The sequence below is a fragment of the Streptomyces sp. NPDC111507 genome (genome assembly GCF_055638955.1).
This window is the reverse complement of record NZ_JBVKBU010000003.1, coordinates 709,632-736,484: the sequence shown is the minus strand read 5'-3', so window position 1 is coordinate 736,484 and position 26,853 is coordinate 709,632. Positions and strand designations below refer to the sequence as shown.

The 26,853-nt window shown below is 69.2% G+C and carries 21 protein-coding genes and 3 pseudogenes; 20 read left to right on the top strand and 4 right to left on the bottom strand.

Annotation, left to right across the window (positions count from 1 at the left end; all coding sequences use genetic code 11):
* Positions 1-47 precede the first annotated feature (47 nt).
* From ACZ7M2_RS15945 to ACZ7M2_RS15905, 9 genes and pseudogenes are all read left to right on the top strand, one after another.
* The gene (locus tag ACZ7M2_RS15945) at positions 48-1,646 is read left to right on the top strand and encodes a hypothetical protein (protein ID WP_471595738.1); all 1,599 of its coding nucleotides are present in this window, start codon (positions 48-50) and stop codon (positions 1,644-1,646) included.
* A 300-nt stretch (positions 1,647-1,946) separates the two neighbouring features.
* The gene (locus tag ACZ7M2_RS15940) at positions 1,947-2,789 is read left to right on the top strand and encodes a nitrilase-related carbon-nitrogen hydrolase (protein ID WP_403694044.1); all 843 of its coding nucleotides are present in this window, start codon (positions 1,947-1,949) and stop codon (positions 2,787-2,789) included.
* Positions 2,786-4,069 (top strand): aspartate aminotransferase family protein, encoded by a 1,284-nt coding sequence (locus ACZ7M2_RS15935; RefSeq protein ID WP_471595737.1) that lies wholly within the window; start codon positions 2,786-2,788, stop codon positions 4,067-4,069. The genes ACZ7M2_RS15940 and ACZ7M2_RS15935 overlap by 4 nt, the downstream gene beginning before the upstream one ends.
* A gap of 25 nt (positions 4,070-4,094) precedes the next feature.
* The gene (locus ACZ7M2_RS15930; protein WP_352044615.1) at positions 4,095-5,657 is read left to right on the top strand and encodes a PucR family transcriptional regulator; all 1,563 of its coding nucleotides are present in this window, start codon (positions 4,095-4,097) and stop codon (positions 5,655-5,657) included.
* A 145-nt stretch (positions 5,658-5,802) separates the two neighbouring features.
* Complete coding sequence (locus tag ACZ7M2_RS15925; RefSeq protein WP_471595736.1) at positions 5,803-6,645, top strand: nitrilase-related carbon-nitrogen hydrolase; 843 nt, start codon at positions 5,803-5,805, stop codon at positions 6,643-6,645.
* A gap of 154 nt (positions 6,646-6,799) precedes the next feature.
* Entirely contained in the window at positions 6,800-8,203 is a 1,404-nt protein-coding gene (hydA, locus tag ACZ7M2_RS15920) for a dihydropyrimidinase (RefSeq protein WP_351306761.1), read from the top strand.
* An 18-nt stretch (positions 8,204-8,221) separates the two neighbouring features.
* Positions 8,222-9,241: a TIGR03842 family LLM class F420-dependent oxidoreductase gene (locus ACZ7M2_RS15915; protein ID WP_471595735.1), complete on the top strand. Its 1,020-nt coding sequence runs from the start codon at positions 8,222-8,224 to the stop codon at positions 9,239-9,241.
* 208 nt (positions 9,242-9,449) lie between these two features.
* Positions 9,450-9,656 (top strand): annotated as a pseudogene (locus tag ACZ7M2_RS15910) (nitrate reductase); the annotation flags it as partial.
* A 219-nt stretch (positions 9,657-9,875) separates the two neighbouring features.
* Positions 9,876-11,426 carry an NCS1 family nucleobase:cation symporter-1 gene (locus tag ACZ7M2_RS15905; protein WP_471596030.1) on the top strand — a complete coding sequence of 517 codons (1,551 nt, stop codon included), beginning with the start codon at positions 9,876-9,878 and terminating at the stop codon, positions 11,424-11,426.
* 578 nt (positions 11,427-12,004) lie between these two features.
* Here the strand turns inward: ACZ7M2_RS15905 and ACZ7M2_RS15900 are convergent.
* Positions 12,005-12,472 carry a hypothetical protein gene (locus ACZ7M2_RS15900; protein ID WP_471595734.1) on the bottom strand — a complete coding sequence of 156 codons (468 nt, stop codon included), beginning with the start codon at positions 12,470-12,472 and terminating at the stop codon, positions 12,005-12,007.
* Positions 12,473-12,831: 359 nt separating this feature from the next.
* On the bottom strand, positions 12,832-13,557 hold the full coding sequence (locus ACZ7M2_RS15895; protein ID WP_471595733.1) for a GNAT family N-acetyltransferase: 726 nt from the start codon (positions 13,555-13,557) through the stop codon (positions 12,832-12,834).
* Between the two features lie 606 nt (positions 13,558-14,163).
* Between ACZ7M2_RS15895 and ACZ7M2_RS15890 the strand changes: the two genes are divergently transcribed.
* The 6 genes from ACZ7M2_RS15890 to ACZ7M2_RS15865 all read left to right on the top strand — a co-directional run bounded on the left by ACZ7M2_RS15890 (position 14,164) and on the right by ACZ7M2_RS15865 (position 20,102).
* Positions 14,164-14,517: an antibiotic biosynthesis monooxygenase family protein gene (locus ACZ7M2_RS15890; protein ID WP_471595732.1), complete on the top strand. Its 354-nt coding sequence runs from the start codon at positions 14,164-14,166 to the stop codon at positions 14,515-14,517.
* 67 nt (positions 14,518-14,584) lie between these two features.
* Positions 14,585-15,460 (top strand): MBL fold metallo-hydrolase, encoded by an 876-nt coding sequence (locus tag ACZ7M2_RS15885; RefSeq protein ID WP_471595731.1) that lies wholly within the window; start codon positions 14,585-14,587, stop codon positions 15,458-15,460.
* A 337-nt stretch (positions 15,461-15,797) separates the two neighbouring features.
* Positions 15,798-17,114 (top strand): low temperature requirement protein A, encoded by a 1,317-nt coding sequence (locus tag ACZ7M2_RS15880; protein ID WP_471596029.1) that lies wholly within the window; start codon positions 15,798-15,800, stop codon positions 17,112-17,114.
* A 389-nt stretch (positions 17,115-17,503) separates the two neighbouring features.
* Complete coding sequence (locus ACZ7M2_RS15875; RefSeq protein ID WP_471595730.1) at positions 17,504-17,959, top strand: VOC family protein; 456 nt, start codon at positions 17,504-17,506, stop codon at positions 17,957-17,959.
* A gap of 93 nt (positions 17,960-18,052) precedes the next feature.
* Positions 18,053-18,856 carry an SDR family oxidoreductase gene (locus tag ACZ7M2_RS15870; RefSeq protein ID WP_471595729.1) on the top strand — a complete coding sequence of 268 codons (804 nt, stop codon included), beginning with the start codon at positions 18,053-18,055 and terminating at the stop codon, positions 18,854-18,856.
* A gap of 253 nt (positions 18,857-19,109) precedes the next feature.
* The gene (locus tag ACZ7M2_RS15865) at positions 19,110-20,102 is read left to right on the top strand and encodes a Dyp-type peroxidase (RefSeq protein ID WP_471595728.1); all 993 of its coding nucleotides are present in this window, start codon (positions 19,110-19,112) and stop codon (positions 20,100-20,102) included.
* Positions 20,103-20,325: 223 nt separating this feature from the next.
* Here ACZ7M2_RS15865 and ilvC read toward each other — a convergent pair.
* Positions 20,326-21,135: pseudogene (ilvC, locus tag ACZ7M2_RS15860) on the bottom strand (ketol-acid reductoisomerase); the annotation flags it as partial.
* Between the two features lie 371 nt (positions 21,136-21,506).
* Between ilvC and ACZ7M2_RS15855 the strand changes: the two are divergent.
* From ACZ7M2_RS15855 to ACZ7M2_RS15835, 5 genes and pseudogenes are all read left to right on the top strand, one after another.
* Entirely contained in the window at positions 21,507-23,039 is a 1,533-nt protein-coding gene (locus ACZ7M2_RS15855; RefSeq protein ID WP_471595727.1) for a hypothetical protein, read from the top strand.
* A gap of 149 nt (positions 23,040-23,188) precedes the next feature.
* Positions 23,189-23,824: a transposase gene (locus ACZ7M2_RS15850; protein WP_471595726.1), complete on the top strand. Its 636-nt coding sequence runs from the start codon at positions 23,189-23,191 to the stop codon at positions 23,822-23,824.
* An 11-nt stretch (positions 23,825-23,835) separates the two neighbouring features.
* On the top strand, positions 23,836-24,234 hold the full coding sequence (locus ACZ7M2_RS15845) for a hypothetical protein (RefSeq protein WP_471595725.1): 399 nt from the start codon (positions 23,836-23,838) through the stop codon (positions 24,232-24,234).
* A 304-nt stretch (positions 24,235-24,538) separates the two neighbouring features.
* Positions 24,539-25,606 carry a ferritin-like domain-containing protein gene (locus ACZ7M2_RS15840; protein ID WP_471595724.1) on the top strand — a complete coding sequence of 356 codons (1,068 nt, stop codon included), beginning with the start codon at positions 24,539-24,541 and terminating at the stop codon, positions 25,604-25,606.
* 36 nt (positions 25,607-25,642) lie between these two features.
* Positions 25,643-25,771: pseudogene (locus tag ACZ7M2_RS15835) on the top strand (IS701 family transposase); the annotation flags it as partial.
* A 315-nt stretch (positions 25,772-26,086) separates the two neighbouring features.
* On the opposite strand, the gene ACZ7M2_RS15830 reads toward ACZ7M2_RS15835, so the two are convergent.
* On the bottom strand, positions 26,087-26,845 hold the full coding sequence (locus tag ACZ7M2_RS15830) for a hypothetical protein (RefSeq protein ID WP_471595723.1): 759 nt from the start codon (positions 26,843-26,845) through the stop codon (positions 26,087-26,089).
* Positions 26,846-26,853 lie beyond the last annotated feature (8 nt).

Sequence of the window (26,853 nt, the reverse complement as noted above, 5' to 3'; positions counted from 1 at the left end):
TGTTTTCTACCGGACCGGAGTACTCCAGTCGGGCGGGGAGTTGTGTGATGGCTGTGGAACAACTCCCGGATCAGGTACGGGAGTTCGCGAGTTACCTGGGTGGGCTGATGAAACGGCTCGATCAGGACGGCGGCTGGTGCGCGGTGTTCTGGCAGCGCGACCCCGACGGCATGCGGGCCTGTCTGGACGGCTGGGAAGTGCCCCCGTGGGACGTCGTGGAGGCGCTCCTCCAGGACCTCGCCGCGGAGCAGGGCCCCCAGATCGCGGCCCAGGAGGCCCAGCGCGCCCGTTCCCTGCACAGCGCCTCGCTCACCGCCTACGACGGCCGGCCCGGCGGCCGGGACGCCCTCGGTGACCGTCTCGACGTCATGCTCCGCGAACAGCGTTACGCCGCGGAGCGTCAGACCGAACTGAGCCGGCAGCTGCACGCGGCCACCACCCAGGAGGAGGCCGGCACCGTGCGGCTCGACCTGGCCTGGGCCCACGACGACCACGAACGGGCCACCGCCCGATGTGCCGAACTCCGCCACCGGATGGAGAACCTGGACCGCCGCGCCCTGCGTACCCACGTATCGGGCGCGTTCGACTTTTCGGGGGACGGGGGCGTCGTCCGGGTAACGGAGCCGGCCGACCGGCGCGCGCTCGAGACGCGGCCCGACCACTCCGGGCCCGTCCCCCTCCCCGCCCCCGCTCCCATGGCGCCGAGCGACCCGGCGACCCCCGGTTCCGGGCCGTACGATCCGGCGGCCGCCCGTTCCGCCCGAAGCGACTGGGCAGCCGCCCGCATCGCCTCGTACGACCAGGCCGGTACCGGTACTGGTATTAGTCCCAGTACCAGTGCCGGCATCACGCCCGGCCCGGGCCCCGCCCCCAGCCCGGGCCCCGCCCCCACTCCGAGCACCGCCCCCGTCCCCAAGCAGCGCTCCAAACGGCGCCCCCGCGGCAGCGCCCGCTTCGCCGGGATGATGGAGGCCGAGGCGGCCCCTGTGGCGGTCCCGGAGACGGCGGCGCCGCCCGTGTCCACCCCGGCCGCGCCGAGCGGCCGTAGCCCCCGTGGAGCCCGTTTCGCGGGTGCCGCCGAGGAGCCCGCGCAGCCGTGCGCCGAGGTGTTGGACGAGGACGCGCGGCGGGCCACCGCCGAGACCGTCCAGACCCTGACCCGGCTGCGCCGCGAGGGCCGCAGCGGCGAGGCGCACGCCGTGCTCGTGGAGGTCGCCCACTGGCCCGCCGCCCGCTTCCCGCTGCTCGCCGCCGAACTGCACCGGGCGGGCCTCGACGCGGACTGGGCCACCCTGCTGTGGGAGGCCGCCTCGCTCCCCGCGGACCGGCTGGTCGGCGCCGCGGACGCGCTCGTCGCGGCGGGCCGCAGCGCCGACGGCCGGCAGATGCTGCGCCAGGGCGTCGCCCGCCCCGCTCCCGAGATCGGGACCTCCGTGCTGAGCCTGGCCGACGAGGGGCGGCAGCGCGAGATCCGGGCGCTGCTCGACGCGTACGTCCGCGTCCGCACCCCGGAGGAGGCGGCCCGCAGCGCGGAGGCGGACCCGGGACGCCTCGTGCCGCTGCTGCTGGCGGCCGCCAAGGGCGTCTCGGACGAGCGCCACTGGGACCTGGTGCACGCGCTGAGGGTGGCCGGCTTCACCGCCTGAGCGGGGCGGCCTCACGGCCTGCCCGAGGGGGGCGGCCTCACGGCCTGAGCGGGGAGCCGCTGCACGGCCGGGGAGCGCGGCCGGTTTCGCCGCCCGAGCGATCCGGGAAGGCATCCCCGAGCCCGTCGAGCCCTCGCCCACCGGATCGACAGATCACCCACAGGGGTGCGAAACGTGATCGACTCAGCGGGTTAACGGCGATGGTCTTGGCAAGGCTGTCCGCTGGGCTTACTTTCGAGCCTCTACCGCCTTTGTCTACGGGCGTAGAAGCTCTCTGACGTCTCGTCGAAGGAGCAGCTCATGGCCAACGTCGTACGCGCCGCTCTGGTCCAGGCCACCTGGACCGGCGACACCGCATCCATGGTCGCCAAGCACGAGGAGCACGCCCGCGAGGCGGCCCGGCAGGGCGCGAAGGTGATCGGATTCCAGGAAGTCTTCAACGCCCCCTACTTCTGCCAGGTCCAGGAACCCGAGCACTACGGCTGGGCGGAGCCGGTGCCCGACGGGCCCACCGTCACTCGTATGCGGGAGCTCGCGCGCGAGACCGGCATGGTCATCGTCGTACCCGTGTTCGAGGTCGAGCAGTCCGGCTTCTACTTCAACACCGCGGCCGTGATCGACGCCGACGGCACCTACCTCGGCAAGTACCGCAAGCACCACATCCCGCAGGTGAAGGGCTTCTGGGAGAAGTACTACTTCAAACCGGGCAACCTGGGCTGGCCCGTCTTCGACACCGCGGTGGGCAGGATCGGCGTGTACATCTGCTACGACCGGCACTTCCCCGAGGGCTGGCGCCAGCTCGGCCTGAACGGCGCCCAGCTCGTCTACAACCCCTCCGCCACCTCCCGCGGCCTCTCCGCCTACCTCTGGCAGCTGGAACAGCCCGCCGCGGCCGTCGCCAACGAGTACTTCATCGCCGCGATCAACCGGGTCGGGCAGGAGGAGTACGGCGACAACGACTTCTACGGAACCTCCTACTTCGTCGACCCGCGCGGACAGTTCGTGGGGGAGACGGCCAGTGACAAGACCGAGGAGCTGATCGTCCGCGACCTCGACTTCGACCTGATCGAGGAGGTCCGGCAGCAGTGGGCGTTCTACCGCGACCGGCGGCCCGACGCCTACGAGGGGCTGGTGCAGCCGTGAGCGACCTGTACGCGCGTCACAAGGCCGTCCTGCCCGACTGGCTGGCCCTCTACTACGAGGACCCGATCGAGATCACCCACGGCGAGGGCCGCCACGTCTGGGACGCCCAGGGCAACAAGTACCTCGACTTCTTCGGCGGCATCCTGACGACGATGACCGCGCACGCCCTGCCCGAGGTCACCAAGGCCGTCAGCGAGCAGGCCGGGCGGATCATCCACACCTCCACGCTCTACCTCAACCGGCCGATGGTCGAGCTCGCCGAGCGGATCGCCCAGCTGTCCGGCATCCCCGACGCCCGCGTCTTCTTCACCACCTCCGGCACCGAGGCCAACGACACGGCCCTGCTGCTCGCCACCGCCCACCGGCAGAGCAACCAGATCCTGGCGATGCGCAACAGTTACCACGGCCGCTCCTTCAGCGCGGTCGGCATCACCGGCAACAAGGGCTGGTCACCGACCTCCCTCTCGCCCCTCCAGACGCTGTACGTCCACGGCGGCGTCCGCACCCGCGGCCCGTACGCCGATCTCGGCGACGCGGAGTTCATCGCGGCCTGCGTCGACGACCTGAAGGATCTGCTCGGTCACGTCCGCCCGCCCGCCGCCCTCATCGCCGAACCCATCCAGGGCGTCGGCGGCTTCACCGCGCCGCCCGACGGCCTGTACGCGGCCTTCCGCGAGGTCCTGGACCAGCACGGCATCCTCTGGATCGCCGACGAGGTGCAGACGGGCTGGGGCCGCACCGGCGAGCACTTCTGGGGGTGGCAGGCGCACGCCGCCGCGGGCCCGCCGGACCTGCTCACCTTCGCCAAGGGCATCGGCAACGGCATGTCCATCGGCGGCGTCGTCGCGCGCGCCGAGATCATGAACTGCCTCGACTCCAACTCCATCTCGACCTTCGGCGGCTCGCCGATCACGATGGCGGCGGGCCTGGCGAACCTCACGTACCTCCTCGAACACGACCTCCAGGGCAACGCCCGGCGCGTCGGCGGTCTGCTCGGCGAGCGGCTGCGGGCGATCTCCGTGCCGCTCGACTACGTACGGGAGGTGCGCGGGCGCGGGTTGATGATCGGCGTCGAGCTGGTCAAACCCGGCACCGACGAGGCGTACCCCGAAGGCGCCGCGGCCGTGCTCGAAGCGGCCCGCCGGGACGGCCTGTTGATCGGCAAGGGCGGCGGTCACAACACCAGCGTGCTGCGCATCGCACCGCCGCTCTCCCTCACCGTCGCGGAGGCGGAGGAGGGCGCGGCGATTCTCGAGCACGCGCTGAGGTGTATCCAGTAAGAAGTTCTGAGCAAGGGAACGTGCCATGACCACCGCCACCGCCTTGGAACCCGCCCTGTCGGTACGCCAGGTCCTCGCCCTGGACCGGGTGCTCGCCGGAGAGCCCGAGGTGGTGGCCGGCGCGGGCCACCTCGACCGGTCCGTGCGCTGGGTGCACGTCGCCGAGGCCGCCGACGTGGGCGTGATGCTCAGCGGCGGGGAAATGGTGCTCACCACCGGGGTCCTGCTCGCCGGCGACCCGGACGCGCAGGCCGAGTACATCCGTTCGCTGCACCGCGCGGAGGCCGCGGCCGTCGTGCTCGGGCTCGGCCGGGCCTTCCCGACCCCGCCGGACGTGATGCGCCGGGCCGCCGAGCGCTGCGGGCTGCCCATGGTGGTCCTCCACCGGCCGTTCCCGTTCGCCGAGCTGACGGAGGAGGTCCAGTCCCGGCTCGTGCGCAGCAAGTTCGCGGCGGTGAGCCTCTCGGAGGCCGTACGGACCGCGCTCACCGGGCTCATCACCACGGGCGCGCCCCTGCAACGGATGCTCGACGAGATCGCCGTGCACGCCGCGTGCCCGGTCGTCGTCACCAACCTCGCCCACCGCGTCCTGGCCACGGCGGGGGAGCGGTCCGCGGTGGACGACGTGCTGCGCGACTGGGAGCGCATCGCCCGGCAGGCGGGCGGCAGCACGGGCGACGGCTGGATCCGCGCCGAGCTGGGCGGGCGCGGCGAGAGATGGGGCCGCATCGTGCTGTGCGGCTACCGGGGCGACGCCGCCACCGGACGGCTGCTCGCGGACCGTGCCGCCGAGGCCCTGGTCCTGCACCGGATGCTGGGTGGCTCCGTGCACACCTGGGAGGAGGAGTCCGCGCAGAGCCTGCTGACGGACCTGGTGAGCGGGGTCGTACCGGCACGGCAGCTGCTCCCGCGGGCCAGGGCGGCCGGGCTGCCGGTCAACAGACGGGCCTTCGTGCCGCTGGTGGTACGGGATGGCGACCCGGCCCAACTCGACCGCGTACTGCGTCTGTTGGGGCTCCCCGGACTGGTCGCCGAGCTCGCCGACGGGGCGACCGCCGTGCTGCTCAGCCTCGCCCGCGACCAGGACGCGGAGGCGCTGGCCGCCCACTTCGCGCTGCGGCTGCGCCATGAGACCGGCACCCGCACGACCGTGGCGGCGGCCTCGCCCCGTACGGCCTGGGACGACGTGCCCGGCGGTCTGCGCGAGGCCCTGCACGTCGCCGAGGCGGCCGCCGACGCACCCGCCGACCAGGACCAGCCGGTGCTCGTACGGCTGCGTGACGTCCATCTGCGGGGTCTGATACGGCTGTTGCGTGACGATCCGAACGTCCAGTCGTTCGCCGAACGGGAGTTGGACGGGCTGCTGTGCGGGGCCGATGCCGAGTCGGAGCTGCTGCCCGTGCTGCGGACCTACCTCGCGACCGGCCGCAACAAGTCCCGCACCGCGCAGCTCCACCACGTCAGCAGGCCCGCGCTCTACCGCCGGCTGGAGGCCATCGAGGCCCGGCTCGGCGTCGACCTCGACGACTTCGAGCAGGCCGCCTCCGTACACATCGCACTGCTCGCACACGACGCGCAACAACGGTGAAACACGGGACGACTCAGGTGAAACATGGGACAACGCGGGGGTGACACCGTGGAACGGCACAGCGCCTCAGACGTGACACGGTGCAACTCAATCCAGCAGTCCGGGCTTCCTAGGCTCCTCGCACACCGAGCGACCGGAGGTCCCGATGAGCAGAGTGATCCGCGCCGCCGTCTTCCAGACTGCCTGGACCGGCGACAAGGAGTCGATGATCCAGGTCCACGAGCAGGCGGCCCGCGACGCCGCCGCACAGGGCGCACAGGTGCTGTGCTTCCAGGAGCTCTTCTACGGGCCCTACTTCTGCCAGGTCCAGGACAAGGCGTTCTACGAGTACGCCGAGCAGATCCCCGAAGGCCCGATCGTCCGGCGCTTCCAGGCGCTGGCCAAGGAACTGGGCATCGTCCTCGTGCTGCCGATGTACGAGCAGGAGCAGCCCGGCGTCCTCTACAACACGGCCGCCGTGATCGACGCGGACGGCTCGTACCTCGGCAAGTACCGCAAGCACCACATCCCGCAGGTCGAGGGCTTCTGGGAGAAGTTCTACTTCCGTCCCGGCAACGCCGGCTGGCCGGTCTTCGACACCGCCGTCGGCAGGATCGGCGTCTACATCTGCTACGACCGGCACTTCCCGGAGGGCTGGCGTGCGCTGGGTCTCGCGGGCGCCGAGATCGTGTTCAACCCGTCGGCCACCTCGCGCGGACTGTCCTCCTACCTCTGGCAGCTGGAGCAGCCGGCGGCGGCCGTCGCCAACGAGTACTTCGTGGGCGCCATCAACCGCGTGGGCGTGGAGGAACTGGGCGACAACGACTTCTACGGAACGTCGTACTTCGTCGACCCGGAGGCCCAGTTCGTCGGGGAGGTGGCCAGCGACAAGGAGAGCGAACTCGTCGTCCGCGACCTCGACATGGCCAAGCTGCGCGAGGTGCGCGACCGCTGGCAGTTCTACCGGGACCGCCGCCCCGACGCGTACGAGCCGCTGACCGCGCCGTAGCCCGGCGGGGCCCTGGAGTCCGCCGGGCGTCCCGCGCCCCGGACGGGGCGCGGGGCTGTGGCATGGCGCGGCTCCGCCGCGTGGGCGCGAGCAGCCACGAGTGACCCGCAGTTTTCAGCGCACCGCATTCAGCGCACGGCAGGAGAGAGGGAGCATGAGCAGCCGTACCGTCATCCGTAATGGCCTCGTCATCACCGCGTCCGACGAGATCCACGCCGACGTCCTGATCGAGGACGGCCGGGTCGTCGCCCTCGCCGCGACCGGCACCCCGGCGGCCGAGTCGTGGACGGCCGAGAAGACCATCGACGCCACCGGCAAGTACGTCATCCCGGGCGGCGTCGACGCCCACACCCACATGGAGCTGCCCTTCGGCGGCACCTTCGCCTCGGACACCTTCGAGACGGGCACCCGGGCCGCGGCCTGGGGCGGCACCACCACCATCGTCGACTTCGCGGTGCAGAGCGTCGGCCGCTCACTGCGCGAGGGCCTCGACGCGTGGAACGCCAAGGCCGACGGCAACTGCGCCATCGACTACGCCTTCCACATGATCGTCTCCGACGTCAACCAGGAGACGCTCAAGGAGATGGACCTGCTGGTCCAGGAGGGCGTCACCTCCTTCAAGCAGTTCATGGCCTACCCCGGCGTCTTCTACAGCGACGACGGCCAGATCCTGCGCGCCATGCAGCGCTCCGCCGAGAACGGCGGCCTGATCATGATGCACGCGGAGAACGGCATCGCGATCGACGTCCTCGTGGAACAGGCGCTGGCGCGCGGTGAGACCGACCCGCGCTTCCACGGCGAGGTGCGCAAGGCGCTCCTGGAGGCCGAGGCCACCCACCGCGCCATCAAACTCGCCCAGGTCGCGGGCGCTCCGCTCTACGTCGTGCACGTCTCGGCGCAGGAGGCGGTCGCCGAGATCGCACGGGCGCGTGACGAGGGCCTGAACGTCTTCGGCGAGACCTGCCCGCAGTACCTGTTCCTGTCGACCGACAACCTCGCGGAACCGGACTTCGAGGGCTCGAAGTACGTGTGCAGCACGCCCCTTCGGCCCAAGGAGCACCAGGCCGCCCTGTGGCGGGGCCTGCGCACCAACGACCTCCAGGTCGTGTCGACGGACCACTGCCCCTTCTGCTTCGTGGGCCAGAAGGAGCTCGGCCGGGGCGACTTCTCGAAGATCCCCAACGGCCTCCCGGGCGTCGAGAACCGCATGGACCTGCTCCACCAGGCCGTCGTCGACGGGCACATCTCGCGCCGCCGCTGGATCGAGATCGCCTGCGCCACCCCGGCCCGGATGTTCGGCCTGTACCCGAAGAAGGGCACCATCGCGCCGGGCGCCGACGCCGACATCGTCATCTATGACCCGCGCGCCGAGCAGGTCATGTCGGTCGAGACCCACCACATGAACGTCGACTACTCGGCCTACGAGGGCAAGCGCGTCACCGGACAGGTCGAGACCGTGCTCTCGCGCGGCGAACCGGTCATCACCGAGCGGGAGTTCACCGGACGCGCGGGGCACGGCGTCTACACCCCCCGCTCCACCTGTCAGTACCTTCTCTGAGCGACTAGGAGCGGCGCCATGGACTTCGGACTCGTCCTGCAGACCGACCCCCCGGCCTCCCGCGTCATCGACCTGATGAAGCGCGCCGAGGGCAACGGCTTCACGTACGGCTGGACCTTCGACTCGGCCGTCCTGTGGCAGGAACCCTTTGTGATCTACAGTCAGATTCTCGCGAACACCCAGAAGTTGACGGTCGGCCCGATGGTCACCAACCCGGGCACCCGCACCTGGGAGGTCACCGCCTCCACCTTCGCGACGCTCAACGACATGTACGGCAACCGCACGGTGTGCGGCATCGGGCGCGGCGACTCGGCGATGCGCGTCGCCGGACGCAAGCCCAACACGCTCGCCCGCATCAGCGGCGCGATGAAGGTCATCCGCGCCCTCGGCCGAGGCGAGGAGGCCGACCTCGGCGGCACCGTCGTCAAGTTCCCCTGGGTCAAGCCGGGTGCCGAACTCCCGGTCTGGATGGCCGCGTACGGTCCCAAGGCCCTGAAGATGACCGGCGAGGAGGCCGACGGGTTCATCCTCCAGCTCGCCGACCTCTATCTCACCGAGTACATGGTCAAGGCCGTGAAGGACGCGGCCGTCGAGGCCGGGCGTGACCCCTCCGAGGTGAAGATCTGCGTGGCCGCGCCCGCGTACATCACCGAGGACGACTCGCCGGAGGCCCTCGCCCACGCGCGTGAACAGTGCCGCTGGTTCGGCGGCATGGTCGGCAATCACGTGGCCGACCTGGTCTCCAAGTACGGCGAGCACTCCGCCGCCGTACCCGAGGAACTCACCGACTACATCAAGGCCCGCGAGGGCTACGACTACTCCCACCACGGGCGCAGCGACAACCCCGACACCAAGTTCGTGCCGGACGAGATCGTCGACCGGTTCTGCCTGATCGGCACGGCCGAGCAGCACATCGAGAAGCTGAAGGCGCTGCGTGCGCTGGGCGTGGACCAGTTCGCGGTGTACGACATGCACGACGCGCAGGAGGCCGTGATCGACGCGTACGGGTCGAAGGTCATCCCGGCCGTCAACGGCTGACAAGTCCGCTCCGGGCGGCCGGCCTCCGGCCGCCCACCGGCCCTGCTGCGGTCGCCCACCGGCCCTACTGCGGCCACCGCTCCCCCTCCCCATACGTCCCCTTCCCTCCGTCCCGGGAAGGGGATCACCGCACCACCGCACCCGCACAACCCCCCACGGCGTCACCCGCACGGCCTCTCCCGTCACTCCTCACTTGATTGGCCTGCCCATGACCGAGACCGTCCCCAGCGAGGGCCCGCCCGTCGCTCAAGTCACGCTCACCGACGGCCGGGTGGAGATCGCGCCTGGCGCGCCCGCGCCCAGCGGCCCCTACGCCAACGAGGACCTGCTGCCGGTCCCGGTCGAGAAGCGCACCTGGACCACGTACAACTTCTCGGCGCTGTGTGTCGCGCAAGAGAGAACACATACCGCGTGGCAGGGCGCTGACCAGCGTTTTCGTCACCGATCGCGCTGGTCGCGCGAGCATGTGTCCGCCGTGCGCGGTTGATGCCCCGAGGTGGGTCGACCTCCGTCGGCGGTGCGTCTGCTCGCGCGGCTGGTCGGCTCGTCCGTCGTTCGTCGTACTCCCGGGGATGAATTGAGCTTCCCGGAGTCCGCATCTTCACATGAGTCTTCGCGATACGAGGTGGTCCCGATGTCCTCCAGTGGAAGAACCCTGGCCGATCCGGCCGTTGCACAGCAGGCGTATCCGGACGGCCGGGTCGCCTTGTCCGATCCGGCGGTGCTGGATGATTCGCGTTTCGCCAACGCGGACCTGGTGCCCGTCCCCATCGAGCGCCGGACATGGGGGACTTACAACTATCTCGCCCTTTGGGTGGGAATGGCGCATTGCATCCCGTCGTGGACGCTGGCATCGGGGCTGGTGGCGCTGGGGATGGACTGGAAGCAGGCGGTGCTGACGATCGCGCTGGCGAACGTGATCGTGCTGGTGCCGATGCTGCTGACCGGTCATGCCGGCACCAAGTACGGGATCCCGTTCCCGGTGTTCGCGCGGGCGTCGTTCGGGGTGCGCGGGGCGAACCTGCCGGCGATGGTGCGGGCGGCGGTGGCGTGCTGCTGGTTCGGCATCCAGACGTGGATCGGTGGGGAGGGCATCTTCCTGCTGGCCGGCAAGCTGTTCGGTCACGGCTGGCTGAACGCCGGGGCGATAGGGGGCACGCCGTGGACCCAGTGGCTGTCGTTCGGGGTGTTCTGGCTGGTTGAGGTCGCCATCATCACCCGCGGCATGGAGACGCTGCGCAAGGTGGAGAACTGGGCGGCGCCGCTGGTGATCGTCGGCGCGCTGGTGCTGCTGGGGGTCATGGCCGCGAAGGCGGGGGGCTTCGGCCCGTTGCTGGACCAGCCCTCGCGCCTGGGCTGGGGGAGCGGGTTCTGGAAGGTCTTCTTCCCCTCCTTGATGGGCATGATCGGCTTCTGGTCCACGCTGTCGCTGAACATCCCCGACTTCACTCGCTTCGGCGGCAGCCAGCGCGCCCAGCTGTGGGGCCAGGCACTGGGTCTGCCGACCACGATGACGCTGTTCGCGATCCTGTCGGTGTTGGTCACGTCCGGCTCCCAGGCCGTCTACGGGGCGCCGATCTGGGATCCGATCGCACTGAGTGCGAAGATGAGCAACACGGTCGGCGCCTTGTTCGCGCTGCTGATCGTGATGGTGGCGACTTTGTCGGTGAACATCGCCGCCAATGTCGTCTCCCCGGCGTACGACCTGTCGCACCTGCTGCCGCGGCTGATCAGCTTCCGCACCGGAGCGCTGATCACCGGCGTGGTGGGCATCCTGATCATGCCGTGGAAGCTGATCGCCAACCCGCACGTGTACATCTTCACGTGGCTCGGCTTCGTCGGCGGCCTGCTCGGCACCGTGTCCGGCATCCTCATCGCCGACTACTGGATCGTGCGCCGTACCCGCCTGGCGCTGGGGGAGCTGTACCAGTCCGACGGCCGCTACTGGTACACCGGCGGCTGGAACCTGCGCGCGGTGGCCGCCTTCGTGATCGGCGGTGTCCTGGCCGTCGGCGGCTCGTACTCGACCGTGGTCAAGGGCGTCAAGCAGGGCCCCTTCCCCGCCGACGGCGTCATCCCGTTCCTCAAGCCCCTGGCCGATTACGGCTGGGCCGTCGGCCTGGCCTCCGCCCTGCTGGTCTACGCCCTGCTCAGCCTCAGCAGCAGGCAGAACCAGGACAGCTGAACCCCCGGCCGGCCGACGAACACGCCCCGCACGACAGGGCGCGACGTCGGCCGGCTCCCCATTGCACCTTCCGGGTGTCAAGTGCGGTCCAGTGTCGCTCTGTGGCAGACATCTCGGCAACGGATGCACTCAGAAGTACATGTACGGGTGTCTTCTCGCCGACCCGCTCTGGCGGAACTCGATCACCGATGGTGCGTCCGGCGGTGGAGCCTGTGAGAAGTGATCACTGGAGAGAGCGTCTCGCTGGCTGCTCCTGTGGGGAACCACTGGTTTCTAGCGAAAGCGGTGATGTGCGGCATGATGGCATCCGGGGAACGTCCTGATCCCGGTCGACTTCCGTCCGGGCAAACAGTGTCTTGGGTGACACCGCCTTGCAGTCATCGACCCGGCCGACGCGATCCGTCTCACAAAGAAGCGACCCGCTCGGTCCCCCCTGTGTTCTGAGATGGGGCGGATGAAGGAGGAGTGCCGGTGCCTCCGTGGGGGATTCACGAGGACGTCCGCGGCCGTCGAGGGAGACGGCCGCACCGACAGGAGCCATGGCGTCGGGATCCGCGGAGCATACAGCGGACGGGGGGTCAGCGTACCGAGGCGACCGTCAGGGACTTGACGGGGCCGGCGCCACGCAGGGTGAGGTCGAACAGCAGGTGCCCCTGCCCAGGGCGCAGGACGGCCGTGTGACCGGGAGGGATCTCTCGTTCCGGGCTCTGCTGACGCTCGCCCTGACGCGCACCGTGGACGACGGTGACGTACACGGTGGACGGTCCTGTGTTGCGCACCCGCACCTGTGTGGTCGGCGTGCAGCGCCGCGGCATGTCGTGCGCCGGGCACACGTAACGCAGGTCCCCGAAACCGTAGGTGCCGCAGGACAGCTCCTGGTCCGCGGGGAGAGAGGAACGGCAGGTGCGCCCGGCGCCGACGCGGTCGTCGCCAGGGGCGGCGGCGTCGTGTGGCAGCAAAGTGCCCAGGGCGAGCAGCATCAGTGCGGCGCAACCCGCCCACATGACGGTCCATGTGCGAGCGGGGCGTTCACGAGTGGTTGACATCCGGGATCGACGTACGGCATTCACTAAAGTCCTCGACACGGGTCGGCCCCCGGATACCCGGCGGCCGTCCGCCCCGTCGCGGACACGCGGTGCGTTCCGTGGCACCGGAGCGCTCGTCCATCGGTCTCGTGTGCCATGGCTGCACACCGTTCGGACCCCGTCGGTCGGGTCCGGGGGAAAAGTCTTCGCCCACCCTGACCATGCACCGAGTGGATCTGTGACACGGACGTGCCTGCCTCGTCCTCCGACAGCGGATGCCGGCGCCGCTGTTGGCCGCGAACGCGCGAGGGCCCGTTCCCCGGTTCACCCCGAAGACCCAGGCCCTCGACGCCACGTCTACGGACCTGGCGGGCGGCAGCTCAGGCCGGGAAGGCGAACAGGTGGTACTCGGCCATCTTCGTGAAGCCGAAACGCCGGTACAGTGGCTCCCCCGCGGGGCTCGCCACGAGTGCGGCGCAGCGCATTCCCCTCTCCTGCCCGATTCGGAGCGCGGCGGTCGTCAGCGCCGAACCGATGCCTCGCCGACGATGCGCTTCGGCCACGTGCACGAGGAACATGCCGGCCACCCCGTGTGCGGTGATCACCACCGTCGACCCGACCACCCGGCCGTCCAGTACCGCGGCCAGCCGGATGATGTCCGAGTTGTCCGCGCGCTGCGACTCGATGCGCACCATCTCGGCCTCCAGGCCGGAGGCGATGCCCATCGACGTCCGGTACGTCCGGACCAGCTCCTCCAGTCGTTCCCCGTCCCGGACCGCCTCCACCAGCAGGCCGACGCGCGCGTCGTCCGAACCGGCCGGAGCGAGCGTGCCGTCCGGGTGGCCGAGCGGCCTCACCATCACCGGAAGGACGGCGAGTTCCCGTCCTCCGTGGCGCTCCAGGGCGGCAGCGGTGCCCTCGGGGCTGTCGGGGCCGACCCACCACCACCAGGGAAGACCCGCCAGGTCTGTGCGGGCGGCAGCCACAGCTTGCCCGACCGAGGACGCGGACCGCACTCGCACCACGCCGTTGAACTGCGGGGCGGCAAGCCCGCTTCGGAACTGATCGAGGACGGATCCGGGACGGCCCTCCGCTTCCCAACCCATGAGGTACTGACGGAAATTGGCGAACACCGACGCTGCCGAGCCAGGGTCCTGGGCAGCGCTTGGGGCTTGCATCTGGTCGTCGTGTGGCGTGCCGATCGCCCTTGCTGCATTCACCATGAACACGGCCTTCTTCATTGCGCTGGTCTGCTGCCTGACGGCGGCGCGGGTGAGTGTAGTGGCGGGCGCGTCGCTGATCCGGCGTGCGGCTCCTCGTCCGAACTCCTGCCGATCGCCGGGCGTCCAAGGCCAGTTCGGCGAGTCGCTCGCCTGCCACTCCGGCCCGCTCCCATTGCCATTGTGGCCCACCGTGTGCGTGGAACACGCTGTTCACCTTCCAAGAGCTCAGCGGCCTCTGCCGCTCCCATGACGCCTTGCTCGCGCGTCGCCGGCACGTCGTGCACGACTTCGGGCAGGGCGGCAGACGGCCTCGAGGATCGGCGCTGACCATGTGATGAGCAGTTCGGAGTCGTTCGGGCATTCACGCTGATGTCGAGAAGAGCATCTCGATCGGTTGGGAAATCGCGCACGATTACCTGCACGGTAATCACACGGTAAAGAAATCCGACGATCGGTCACACGGTCGGGGCGTACCCGGTCTCACTTAGTGTGAGTCACTCCCTGGAATCGAAGACCGGTGTCGACGACCCGGTCTCTGTCATCAAGAGCTACACCGTGCCTGCGGACGAAGCCGACCACTTCGCCGAGGTGTACCAGGAGAACGCCCGGATCATGTCGACCCAGCCCGGCTTCCTCCGTTCCCGCCTGCACCGCCCCCTCGCCGACGCCCCCGAGACGCGGTTCGTCCACGTCGCCGAGTGGTCCTCGGGTACGGCGCTCGACAAGGCCACCGGGAACCCCGAATGGCATTCCTCGCTGCAGCGCATGTTCGACGACCCAGGGCTTCACATCACCTCAGAACCTGCCAGTTACCGCGTCGTTGTCGAACTCCACCCGTCCTGACGCCGACGACTGCCGCCCGCATCACCAGGCGGCCAAACCCTCTGGTCCATGCTCACAAGGAAGGAACATGACTTCTGAGTCCGCAGATGTGGGCACTACCGATCGCCGCGCGTTCTTGAGGCGTGCGTCGGCCGCCGCCGCAGTCCCGACCGCCGCCTCGCTGCTCGGCGGCTTCCCGGGCACCGCTGCTGCGGCCGACTCGTCCGGCCTTCCGGACTACGCGCCGGTCCCTTCCGCATCCGTCGGGCCCGCTCTCAACACCGACGGCTACTTCGTCGGCCGGATCGAGGGCAACCTGTACTGGGTCACCGACTCCTACTACCAGGCCATGTTCCTCACGACGAGGGACGGCGTCGTGCTCGTCGACGCCCCGCCCACCATCGGGCACAACCTGCTGCGGGCCATCCAGGAGGTGACCCGTGCCAACGGCAGGCCCTCCAAGGTCACGCACCTGGTGTACTCCCACTCCCACGCCGACCACATCGGAGCTTCCTCCATGTTCGGCATGGACGTGGTGCGCATCGGCCACACAGAGACCCGCCGCCTGCTGCGCATCGACGCCGACCCCAACCGTCCGGCACCCACGGTGACCTTCGACGACCACTACGTTCTGCGGGTCGGCGGCGAGCACCTCAAACTCGCCCACCACGGCCCGAACCACTCCCCGGACAGCATCTTCGTCCACGCGCCCGACTACGCCACGCTCATGGTCGTCGACGTGCTCTTCCCCGGCTGGGCACCCTTCAAGGACCTCGCCGCCTCCCAGGACATCCCGGCCTGGATCAAGGCCCACGGCCATCTTCAAGGCCTACCTCGAAGCCGTCGCCACGACAGCCGCCGCACCCGTCGCCGCCAAGTACACCGGCGTACTCGCCGCCGCCGACGTCTTCACCGTCGACAACGCGATGGCCATGATCGAGTCGCTGCGCATCGACTTCGGTGAACTGGGCCCCTTCGGCATCCGACCGTGACAACCGGCTCGGGGCGTCATTGACCGTCCTGCACAACCGTGTCCGACTCGGCTGCGCGAACCGCTGGTTCGCGCAGCCGAGCGGCCGTGTGGAGGCAGTCTCCCAGCGGACGCGGGGCCCGTCCGCGACAGGTGCGCCCGGCCTGGATGCGAGCCGGGCCCCTTCGGTCCGACCCGCTGAGTAACCGGGGAAGCGCGCTGTCGTGCGGCTGCCGCGGAAGCTCCGAATGAAAAGGAGAAAGGGACAGTGAGCGAACGGGGCGGCAGTCCGACGGACGGTGGGATCGTGCGGAGGCCGCTGTTGCGGATCATGGTCAGGCGCGACCCCGCGGAGGCGCACCGCGCCGCCACTCCGCTGGAGCTTCTGTTCGACCTGTGCTTCGTGGTCGCCGTCGCGCAGGCAGGCGGCAGGTTGGTGCACGCCGTGGCACAGGGGCACGCCGGACACGGGGTCGTCGGCTACGCCATGATCTTCTTCGCCATCTGGTGGGCCTGGATGAACTTCACCTGGTTCGCCACCGCCTACGACACCGACGACGTGCCCTATCGGCTCGTCACGCTGGTGCAGATCGCGGGCGTCCTCGTCCTCGCGGCCGGGGTGCCGCGGGCCTCCGACCACTCGGACTACTCCGTCATCGTGGCCGGCTATGTGGTGATGCGGCTGGCCCTGACCACCCAGTGGCTCAGAGCGGCCGGCGGTGAGCAAGGCGGCCCCCGGACCACCGCCCTGCGGTACGCAGGCGGCATCGCCCTCCTGCAGGTCGGATGGGTGGCCTTCGGGTTCCTGCCCCGCGGCGGCGTCCAGATGTGGGTGTTCGTCCTGCTCGTGGCCGCGGAGCTAGCCGTACCCGCGGTTGCCGAGCGCAGCGGCACCACCCCCTGGCACCCCCGGCACATCGCCGAACGCTACGGACTGTTCACCCTGATCGTCCTGGGCGAGACGGTCGTCGCCGCGACCGTGGCCGTGCAACGGGCCCTGGACGAGGGGAGTTTCGCGGACCTGCTGCCGATTGCGGCAGGTGGCCTGCTGATCGTCTTCGCCGCCTACTGGATCTATTTCATCGTTCCCATCCACGAACACCTGCGCGGCGGAGAAACCGCGTTTCTGTGGGGATACGGCCACTACCCCGTCTTCTGCAGCGCCGCGGCCATCGGCGCAGGACTCCACATAGCGATCGAGCAGGTCACCGGCGAGGCCCCCATCAGCACCCTGAGTGCCGCCGCCGCGGTCACCGTTCCCACGGCGGGATTCGTCTTCTTCACTTGGCTCCTGCACGCACGCCACTACAAGCCGTCCCTGCGGCAGCAGGTCGTCCTGCCGACGACCGCCGCCGCGATCCTGGCCTGTACGTTCGCGGGTACGTGGGCGGTTCTGTGCGCCGGTGGGGTGGCGGCGGCGAGCGTGGCGGTGTCCCTGACCATTCGTCACCGCATTTACGTGTCGAGCAGGACTGAGGACCGGCCGCACCGATCCGCTCGTGCGGTCGAGGGACGCCGTCTCCGGGCCGTCCGACCCGGCGGCTACCGGCGACGGCCAGTCCCGGCCGGCTCGGGCGCACCTGAGCATCCCACCGCGCCTGTGGCAACGTGCCTCACGTGCGGGTCAGTTGCTTCGACAGATGAGTGAAGACCCTGGTGGACGCGCATACGGCCGAGATCACCCGGTATCCATCAGAGGCTGCGCGTGCTTGTCCACCCGTGGACAGCCAAGGTCACCCTGTACCAGCGGCTTCTCGAATACCGTGCCCCGGAGATCGTCTGCCACTGAGGCTGTCGTACGCCCGGGATATGACCTGGTCATCGCCGGCGCGACCGGCGCCTCGGGCACTCGTCTGTGCGCATCCGGCGGTCCTCCGGCGCCCTGTCAGACGACCGCCGGTGTCACAGATCGGCTGCCTGTTCGGTCAAACCCCTCAGCTGCATGTGGGTGTCATCGCCGCACCTGCGTGAGCGCAGGGGAGCAGGAACATCTGGCCTGCCCCCCGACAGTTCGGGCTCATGAAGGGATGACGGACGATGACACCTCACGGGGAACTGCCCACACCGCGACACGGCCTCCTCCTCGCGCATTTCCTGACGGTGCGTGATGTGGCCGTGTCCCGGCGCTTCTACGCCGACGTCTTCGGCGGCGAGGTCGTGATGGAGGAGAACCCGGCGATGGTCAAGGTCGCCAACAGCTGGATCATCATGAATCCCGGAGGCGGGCCCACGCCTGACAAGCCGGGGGTCACACTGGAGGCACCCCGAAGTGGTGAGCGTGTTTCCAGCTTCCTCAATGTGCGGGTCGCCGACATGGCCGCTTTCCACGCCCATGCCGTCGCACAGGGGGCCGACTTCCTCACCGAGCCCGTTGACCGCGGGTCCGAGCTGCGTTGCTACCTGCGCGACCCCGACGGTTACCTCATCGAGGTGGGCCAGTCCACCGGTCTCCTCGCGGGGATCCATGCGGAAATGCCCGCAGAGTCCAGTTGAGCACCAGGACCGTGCGTCCGCAGAGGCGACACCGCATGACGACGGTGCCCCGCTGACGTCCGCGCGGTCCCCTTGGCATGGGAGATTCTCCGAATGAAGGTCGTTGTGTTCGACGACGGCGGACTCATAGGCGTCGAGACCGCACTCTGGGTCCGGGATCACGGACACGAAGTCGACGTGGTATCGACACCCGAGGGTCTTCACTCGCTCAGCCGAGAAGAGATCGCTACGGCCCTCCACAACTGCGCAGTGGTGATTGACCTTTCGTGTCAGCCGTCCCTGGCCGCCGGAACCCTCACCGAGGTCCAAGGCCTTGTCGTGGACGAGGAGAATCTCGCCAGAGCATGGCTCCGTTCCACCCGCGACCTCCTCCAGGTCGAGAAGGCTGCTGGTGTCAAGCACCATGTGTCTTTGTCCGTCGTAGGCGTGGACAGGATCAGAAGTGAGGGCGCTTTCCGCGTTCTACAGGCTCAGGAAACGCTTGTTCAGCGGTCAGGAACGCCCTATTCCATACTTCGCGCCACGCAGATGTTTGAGTCGGTCGAGGACATAGCGACTGCGGGCACCGAGGACTGGATCGTATGGGTGCCGCCGGTCGAAGTGCGTCCGGTGGCCCTGACGGACGTGGCGATGTTGCTTGCGCATACCGCAGTGTCCCGACCTCTGATCGGCGTCCATGAGATCGCCGGCCCGGAGAAGTTCAGGCTGGACGCGTTCATACGTGCCGCACTCCCGGCGAATCTCGAGTACCACCGAGTCTTCACGGACGTCCGCAGCCGTTTCTTCGGGGCCCGTCTTCGGCCCTCGGACCTTCTTCCTGGTGCCGAGGCCTTCATCGCGCAGACGACCTACCGGGAATGGTTCACCAGTCGCCCTGCGCCCGATATCCCTTCCTAGGGCATGGAATCGGTCGCCGACGATGGCACCGCCGCGTGGCGAGGACCGGAGCGCGCACAGATGCCTGGCCAAGCTCCTGGAGGAACTGCCTCCCAAGACGTACCGAGTGGGAGCGCCCTCCACGCGTTTGAACGCCACCGCGGCCCCGAGGCCATTGACGCCTCAGGAGGAGCGTGAGCTGTCCCGCACCGACCGTCCAGGCGACTACTGAAGCCACCTGCCGCTGCTGCGGCCGAAGAAAAGGGGATGACTCATGTCCAGAGAAGTCACAGAACCGGTGCCTCAGATGGTTCTGTCTCCACTGACCAGCGCGGCGGTCTTCCTGGTCGTCACGATCGACAGCGGCGGCGAGGCCACCGTTCGCGAGCTGTTGCCCGACCTCGGCTCACTGGAACGGGCTGTGGGGTTCCGCGCCCAGCCCGACGGCAGGCTGAGCTGCGTCACCGGCATCGGTTCGCACGCCTGGGACCGCCTGTTCGCCGGACCGCGTCCGGCCCGGCTGCATCCATTCAGGGCTCTGCACGGTCCGGTGCACCAGGCTGTCGCCACCCCTGGCGACCTGCTGTTCCACCTCCGGGCCTCCCGGCTGGACCTGTGCTTCGCGCTCGCCGCAGAGATCATGGGCCGACTGCGCGGAGTGGTCACGGTCCAGGACGAAGTGCACGGCTTCAAGTACTTCGACGGACGCGACCTGCTCGGCTTCGTCGACGGTACGGAGAATCCGACGGGCCCGGCGGCGCATGCGGCAGTGCTCGTCGGCGGGGAGGACCCCTCCTTCGCGGGCGGAAGTTATGTCGTCGTACAGAAGTACCTGCACGATCTCGAAGCCTGGGAAGCCCTGCCTGTCGAAGCGCAGGAGAAGGCGATCGGCCGGCGGAAGCTGTCCGACGTGGAACTCACGGACGACGTGAAACCGGCGAACTCACACAGTGCTCTCACGTCGATCACCGATGCGGACGGCAACGAGCGCGAGATCCTACGTGACAACATGCCGTTCGGATCCGTGGGCCGTGGGGAGTTCGGCACCTATTTCATCGGCTACGCGCGTAGCCCCGAGGTCACGGAGACGATGCTGGAGCGGATGTTCCTGGGCACGGCGACAGCGCGGTACGACCGTATTCTGGATTTCTCCACTCCGGTCACGGGCTCCCTGTTCTTCACACCCTCTGCGGGCTTCCTGGAAGACCTGCCCGAAGCGCCGGCCGCCGAGGTCTCCGCTGCCGCTCAGACTGGCATGAACGACTGATCAGGGGAGGAGAGCCGAGTCCTCGCTGCCCCGGATCGTAATGCCTACGTCCGGACAGGACCGGACGTAGGCATCAGACCAGCGGCGCCCCGCACATGCGGCGGGGCCTGTGCTTCGACGCGGGGCGGGTACCGCGCCGGCAGCTTCCTCAACGGCCGCCGGGGCGAGCGGTCACGCCTCCTCGTCGACCCGGCTCATCAGCTTGCGGAGCTGCTTGCCGGTGGACCTTCTTCATCTCGGCCTTGGTGGCGTCGGTGATGATCCGCGGGCCGGTGACGTAGTCGCCCCACTCGGCGGTCTCGGAGACCGACCAGCGCATCTTCTCCAGGCCGCCCTCGTACATGAGGTCGACGATGAGCTTCAGCTCGTGGAGGCACTCGAAGTACGCGATCTCCGGCTGGTAGCCCGCCTTCACCAAAGCGGTGACACCGCCGGCGAGGACGGCCTGCTCGCCGAAGAGGTCGGTCTCGGTCTCCTCGGTGAAGGTGGTCTTGATGACGCCGGCGCGGGTGCCGCCGATGCCCTTGGCGTACGACAGCGCGAGCTGAAGTGTCTCGCCCGTCGCGTTCTGCTCCACCGCCATCAGACAGGGAACGCCGCGGCCCTCCTCGTACTGCCGGCGCACCAGGTGGCCTGGGCCCTTCGGAGCGACCATGCAGACGTCGACACCGGCCGGGGGCTTGATGAAGCCGAAGCGGATGTTCAGGCCGTGGCCGAAGAACAGCGCGTCGCCGTAGTTCAGGTTCGGGGCGATGGACTCCTCGTAGACCTGGGCCTGGATCGGGTCCGGGATCAGGATCATGATGACGTCGGCCTCGGCGGCGGCCTCGGCCGGGGGCACCACGCGCAGGCCCTGCTCCTCGGCCTTCGCCTTGGACTTGGAGCGCTCGTGCAGACCGACACGCACGTCGACACCCGAGTTGCGCAGCGACAGCGCGTGGGCGTGACCCTGGCTGCCGTAACCGATGACCGCGACCTTGCGGCCCTGGATGATGGACAGGTCGGCGTCGGCGTCGTAGAACAGCCCAGCCATGAGACACACCATTCAGGGATAACTCCCCGGGGAACATGATTGCCGAGGCCGGGCCGAAAGTGAGCACCGCGACCTCCGGAGAGTGTGGAACATGAGGCCAGGAAGGCGGGAAATGGCCCTGCTGGGGCACGATTTTGGAAAGCGTGATCTATCCCCGACTCTCGACTTTCGGCGTTTTCGTTGATCGTCGTTGGGGTCGCTCAGAGTAACTGGATCCTCTCCAACGGAACTGCGGGCCCCGCGACGCACGGCGCGGCCGTCCACTGCGGTGCCGATCGTCCAGGCAGGCCCGAGGGCACCCCCGGGTCAGGGCCCCTGGCAGCCCTCATACGCTTCTCCGATCACTCACAGCGGAGGAGACGACAGAAGCGATGATCGCCAGCTTTGTGGGGCTCGTGGTGATCCCCATGGTCATAGCCGGGCTGGCCCGATGGGCGGCGGCAAGGAGGCGGCGCGGCCTTGCAGCGGGCCGGGCCGTGCACTTCCGCTGCCGACTCGACGGCCACAAGGGCCGACTGCTGGTCGACCCACGCCTCGACGGGCCCGTCTTTCTGGACCGTTCCGGGAACGTCACCGCCCTGCCACGCGGTGGCGAGGCCCTGGACGCGACAGTCTCCACCAACGGCCGGCCCCCCTTCGAGAAGGTCAACCTGCGCTACCGGACACCCGAAGGCCAGGTGCTGCGGCTGCGCTTGGCCACGCACGATGCGCGGACCCTCGGCGCCTGGCTGGGCGAACAGACCCGCCCGGTTTCCGCGCCCGCCCGACGGCTGCTTCTGCCGGCCGCACCGCCATGGGCGGTACTCGCCCTCGCGGCGTCCCTGTTCGTGGGCCTGGCCACCGCGGACGTCGCGCTGCTCGGGAAGCACACCGCCGCCGAGGTCGTCCGTGTGGACCGGGACGACGACAGCTGCACCGTCGGCTGGGACGGCGGTGCACAGCGGGCGGCTGTGGACTGCGACACGACAGACGTCCGCTCCGGCGACCGCATCCGGATCACCGCCCTGCCCTGGCCCTTCCTGGGTGAGGCCGTGAACACGCGAACCGTCCTGAGTGTGGTCGCCGTGCTCGGAGGCGGCCTCGGCCTGCTCGGCCTGGGCGGTGCGTTGATGGTCAACCCGCTGGCCTGCGCCCGACGCGTCCGGCTGGCGCGCCGGGCCCGGCCGGCGATCCCCCCGCGGGCGGCCGCGGGCGGCGAGGCGGGCGAGGACAGGTGGCCCGCCCTCGATGACGACCTGAGCTACGCGAGCCTCGCCGCCGCGGCCCGACACGGCGATCGCCATCGCCCGGGCCCCCGGGTGACCCCGCCGCGCCGCGGCTTCGGCCGCACGTCCATATCGCCGCGCATCTGGGTGCTGACCACCGCCCTCGGCACCAACGCCTGGTACTCCCTGGGGTTCTCCTCCGCCGCCATCCTCGAGGACCACTTCCACCTGGGGCACTGGCGCTTCCTCGTGTTCGGCACGGTCGGCATCGCGTCCCTCGCCCGGATCGGCTGGGTCGCGACCGACCGCTCCGCCCTGTGCGGTCCGGTACTGCGTGCCGCGCGTTCGGACGCCGGGAAGAGCACATGGCAGCCCATGCGCTACGTCCGTCTGTGCCGGAATCCCGGCGAGATGGCGCTGGTCCTGTTCCGACCGGAGGGCGGCGAGGTGACAGCGCCGCTGTTCCTCCAGCCGATCTCCCGATCCCGCGGCAGTGAGCGCCGCACCGTCGGCGGTCCCGCTCCGGTCGGCGAGGCCCTGGTGCTCAACACCGGCGTGGGGCCGCTGATCTGCGAGATCGACGGCGTCCGCTACCTCCCCAGAGGCCGTGCCACCGAAGCCGCGACCGACCCCGCACGAACCCGCGACGAACTGCGCAGCTTCGCCGAGAGCCACCTCCGGCCGGTTGGACGGAGCTAGTTCAGACGGGTGATGTGGCGTCATCCGGCCGCGCAGGCTGGAGACAGCAGAGAAGCATCGGCGGTGCTTCTGTCTCCTCCGGGGAGGGACCCACCGATACTGCCGGATCCGACCGTACCTGCTTCGCTGCTCGCCGTGTTGGAGCGCAGTTGCTGCGGGGCTGCTTCACCGCTCCCACCTTCACCACCTTCTCCTCGCTGGTCACGGGGCTGATCGCGCAGACCGGGCGGTGCACGGTGACCGGGATGCTCAGCGGCGCGGAGTTGACGCGCGTCTGGTCTCATGACCGCGCCCACGTGTTCTTCTCCCGGTGGAACCCGGACCTGCTGGGCGTGTCCCTGTCCCACCTGATCGTGCGCCGCCTGCTGCCCGAGAGCGCGGTGCTGACCCTCGCGGCGGACGACACCCTGTTCAAGCGGCGCGGGAAGAAGGTGTTCGGGGCGGCCTGGCAGCACGACGGCGCCACCAAGGGTCCCAAGCCGGTTGGGCGCGGGACCTGCTTCGTCGTGATCGGCATCGTGGTCCAACTCCCCTGCCTCGAACGGCCGGTGTGCCTGCCGGTGATGGTCCGGCTGTGGCGCCCGAAGCAGGAGCAGTCCAAGGTCGACCTCGCCGCGTCCTCCGCCTCCTCGCCGCCTGACACCACGGCCGGCGCATCCACGTCGTCGCGGACGCGGCCTACCACGGCAAGACGCTGCGCGACCTGCCCGCCACCTGCACGCACCTTCACCACCCGCCTGCCCGCGTCCGCGGTGCGAGGGCCTCGGGGGCGTCCGCGCGGGTGAGGCCGGCCTGGGTGAGGGCGGCGCGCTCGACGCCCTCGCCGTCGGCATTCCAGCGGTCGATCGAGGTCACCTTCGCCGAGGCCCGCGACCTGCTCGGGGCCGGCCAGGCCCACAGCCGCACCCGAGCGGTCGAGCGCACCGTCCCGTTCGGCCTGTACTGCTACACGATCACCGTCGTCCGGTACGCGCTGCACGGCCACCAGCCGAACGATGCCGCCGACCGCCGCGAGCGCGCCCCCTGGTACACCACCAAAACCGCCCCGTCTGTCTCGGACATGGTCGCCAGGCTCCGCCGGCTCATCATCGCCGCCCGATTTCTGCCCACCCGCTCAGGCCGGCCCACCGATCAGGAAATCCGCGCCGTCCAACAGGCATGGGCCGTAGCCACCCTCGACACCGCCGCGGCCTGATCACTCCAAACCTGCCAGAACGACGAAAGTCGAGCCCGACTGGCCAACGGTCGAAACACTATGTCACTTCTACCAAGCATCAATGCTTGCGTGTGGAAACCATCATTGGTGTGTGAAGGGGTTCCCGGTCGGTGTCACAGATGTTGGGCCTGTCCGGTCAGTGAGGTGAATCAAGGGCAGCGCCTGCCCTTTCGGCGGCGGACCAACAGTTTCGTTGTGGACGTGACGACATCGGCGTTCTGACGTTGGCCGCAAGCAAGCCGGCCGCCCTTGCGCTACGACACCGGAAGTGAGCCTCCCATCCATGCTTCAGGACAAGTTCGACCATTCCGATGACCTCTCGACGACGGGCATCGCGACGCTGGAAGATCTGCGCAGGCACCTGCAGTGGGCCATCGAAGTGGAACACTCCACGCTGCCGCCCTACCTGACGGCCCTGTACTCCCTCGACCCCGTGCGGAACGCGGACGCCGCACAGCTCATCGGCAGTGTCTTCGTCGAGGAGATGATTCACCTCGCTCTGGCCGCGAACCTGCTCAACGCGGTCGGCGGACAGCCCCGCCTGGACGCGCCCCATCTGCTGCCTCCTCACCCACGGACCATGCCGCACGCCGACCGGTCCATCCAGCTGGCCCTGCTGCCGTTCGGGCAGGAGGCCCTCGGAATGTTCCTCCGTCTCGAACAGCCGGCGCATCCGGGAGACCCGGCCGAGGGCGACAACTACGAGACCATCGGGCAGTTCTACGACGCCATCGAGAAGGGGCTGCGGCGCCTGTGCGCCGAACTGGGTGAGGACCAGGTCTTCACCGGGGACCCCAGCCGTCAGGTCGCCGGCGGCCCGTTCGCCCACACGGCTGGGCACCTCAGCCCCGTCACCGACCTCAGCTCGGCGCTTGCGGTGCTTGAGGAGATCGTCGAGCAGGGCGAGGGCGCGGCCCGCGCCGACGTCTGGGACGGGGACATCGACCTGTTCCACCCCGAGACCAAGGCGGTTTCCCACTACTACCGGTTCCAGGAACTCGCGCTTGGCCGGCGCTACCGGCCCGAGGACACGCCTGAGTCCGGCCCCACCGGGGAGGCGGTGACCGTGGACCCTGCCGGTATCCGTCCCTTGCGCCCCAACCCGCGGCTGGAGGATCACCCCGAGGGCAGCGCGATCCGCACAGCGCAGGAAGCGTTCAACCAGACGTACTGCAAGATGTTGCGACAGCTGGAGCAGGCCTTCAACGGCAATCCGGCGATGCTGGGAGTATCGGTGGGCACGATGTACGCGATCAAGGGACAGGCGCAGAGCCTGATGGCCATCCAGGATGATGACGGTCTCGCCGTAGGCCCGACCTTCGACTATGTCGCACCCGAGGATCGCGTCTGAATCACGGCTCGCGCGGTCAGTGCCGGTACCGGACGCTGGCACCGCCACATGACCCTCGCCATGGCCGCCCACGCCTGCCTCACCGTCCTGTGGGCCCGCCAGCTGGACACGGAGAAAGCAGAAACGGATCATCCCAGCTCAGCCTCGCTGAGATCCGACGGCTGATCACCCTCCTCACCGACCGCCGACCGGCACCGATCGACCACATCCTGCACTGGTCGACATGGCGCCGACGACGCCAACACCATGCCCGCCGCAGTCACTACAAACGACGCGGACACAGCCCCTGAAAACTGCCCAGCACTCAGAACAGACACCGTTGCAGTACTAGACAGCGGCGACGTACTCAAGGACGTGGACGCCGTCGACGTTCAGGGTGTACGAGCGCGCGTTCAAAGCGCAGTTGCTGAGCCCACCACAGGCCGGGGACGCTGAACTTCTTGACTCTGTGCGGGTCCGTCCCCGGCCGACCTGAGTCCATCAGGACTCGTAGTCCTCGAGCAGTCGGCTGATGACCTGGTGCAGGACGTCCGCGCGACGCCGGTCGTCCCGCTGGTCGCGTAGGGCGCGCTCGGTAGCCCGGAGCATGCGCCATGCGTCCTCGTCCTGGTCCATCACCTCGTCGACGAGCGGCTCGGAGACCAGAGCGAGGCACTCGGCGAGCCGGAGCCGGGTGGCGGGCGAGGGCGGCGCTGTATCGGGCTCGGCGAAACCGTCCGTCAGATATCGGGCGGGATCGATGAGGCTCCAGCCGACCACTGAGCCATCCTGGACCAAGAGGTCCACGTCAGGGGCGATGCCGAGCCGGGCGTCCAGCGGTCCGTCGAGCACGCTGAGGTCCCTGACACACCTCAACTCGCTGGCTTCGGGGCCGCAGCAGAAGACCGTCGCCTGGGGCAGGTCGAAGTCCTCCGCAGTGTCTGCCCGCAGCCCGCCCGGCACGGTCCGCGGCCCGTCGGGCACGCGGTGACAGGCCTTGGTGGGAACGGATTTCGGGGGTACGAAAAGCGTGAGACTGCACAGTTCCCTGCTGCCCTGGTCGAACCGCACATGGTCGTTCTCCGACCACAGCCACTGCATGCTGCCGAAGGTGCCTGCCAGCTGCCGCTCGCGTCCTTCCGGGTCTGCGTATCCCGCGACGATCACCTGAGGGCCGGAGAAATTGAAACGTGGAGTGAACGCCAGCGGGTTTCCCGTCGTTTCGACACTCATGGTCTCGCCGACCGAGAACTTCACCATGGATGCCG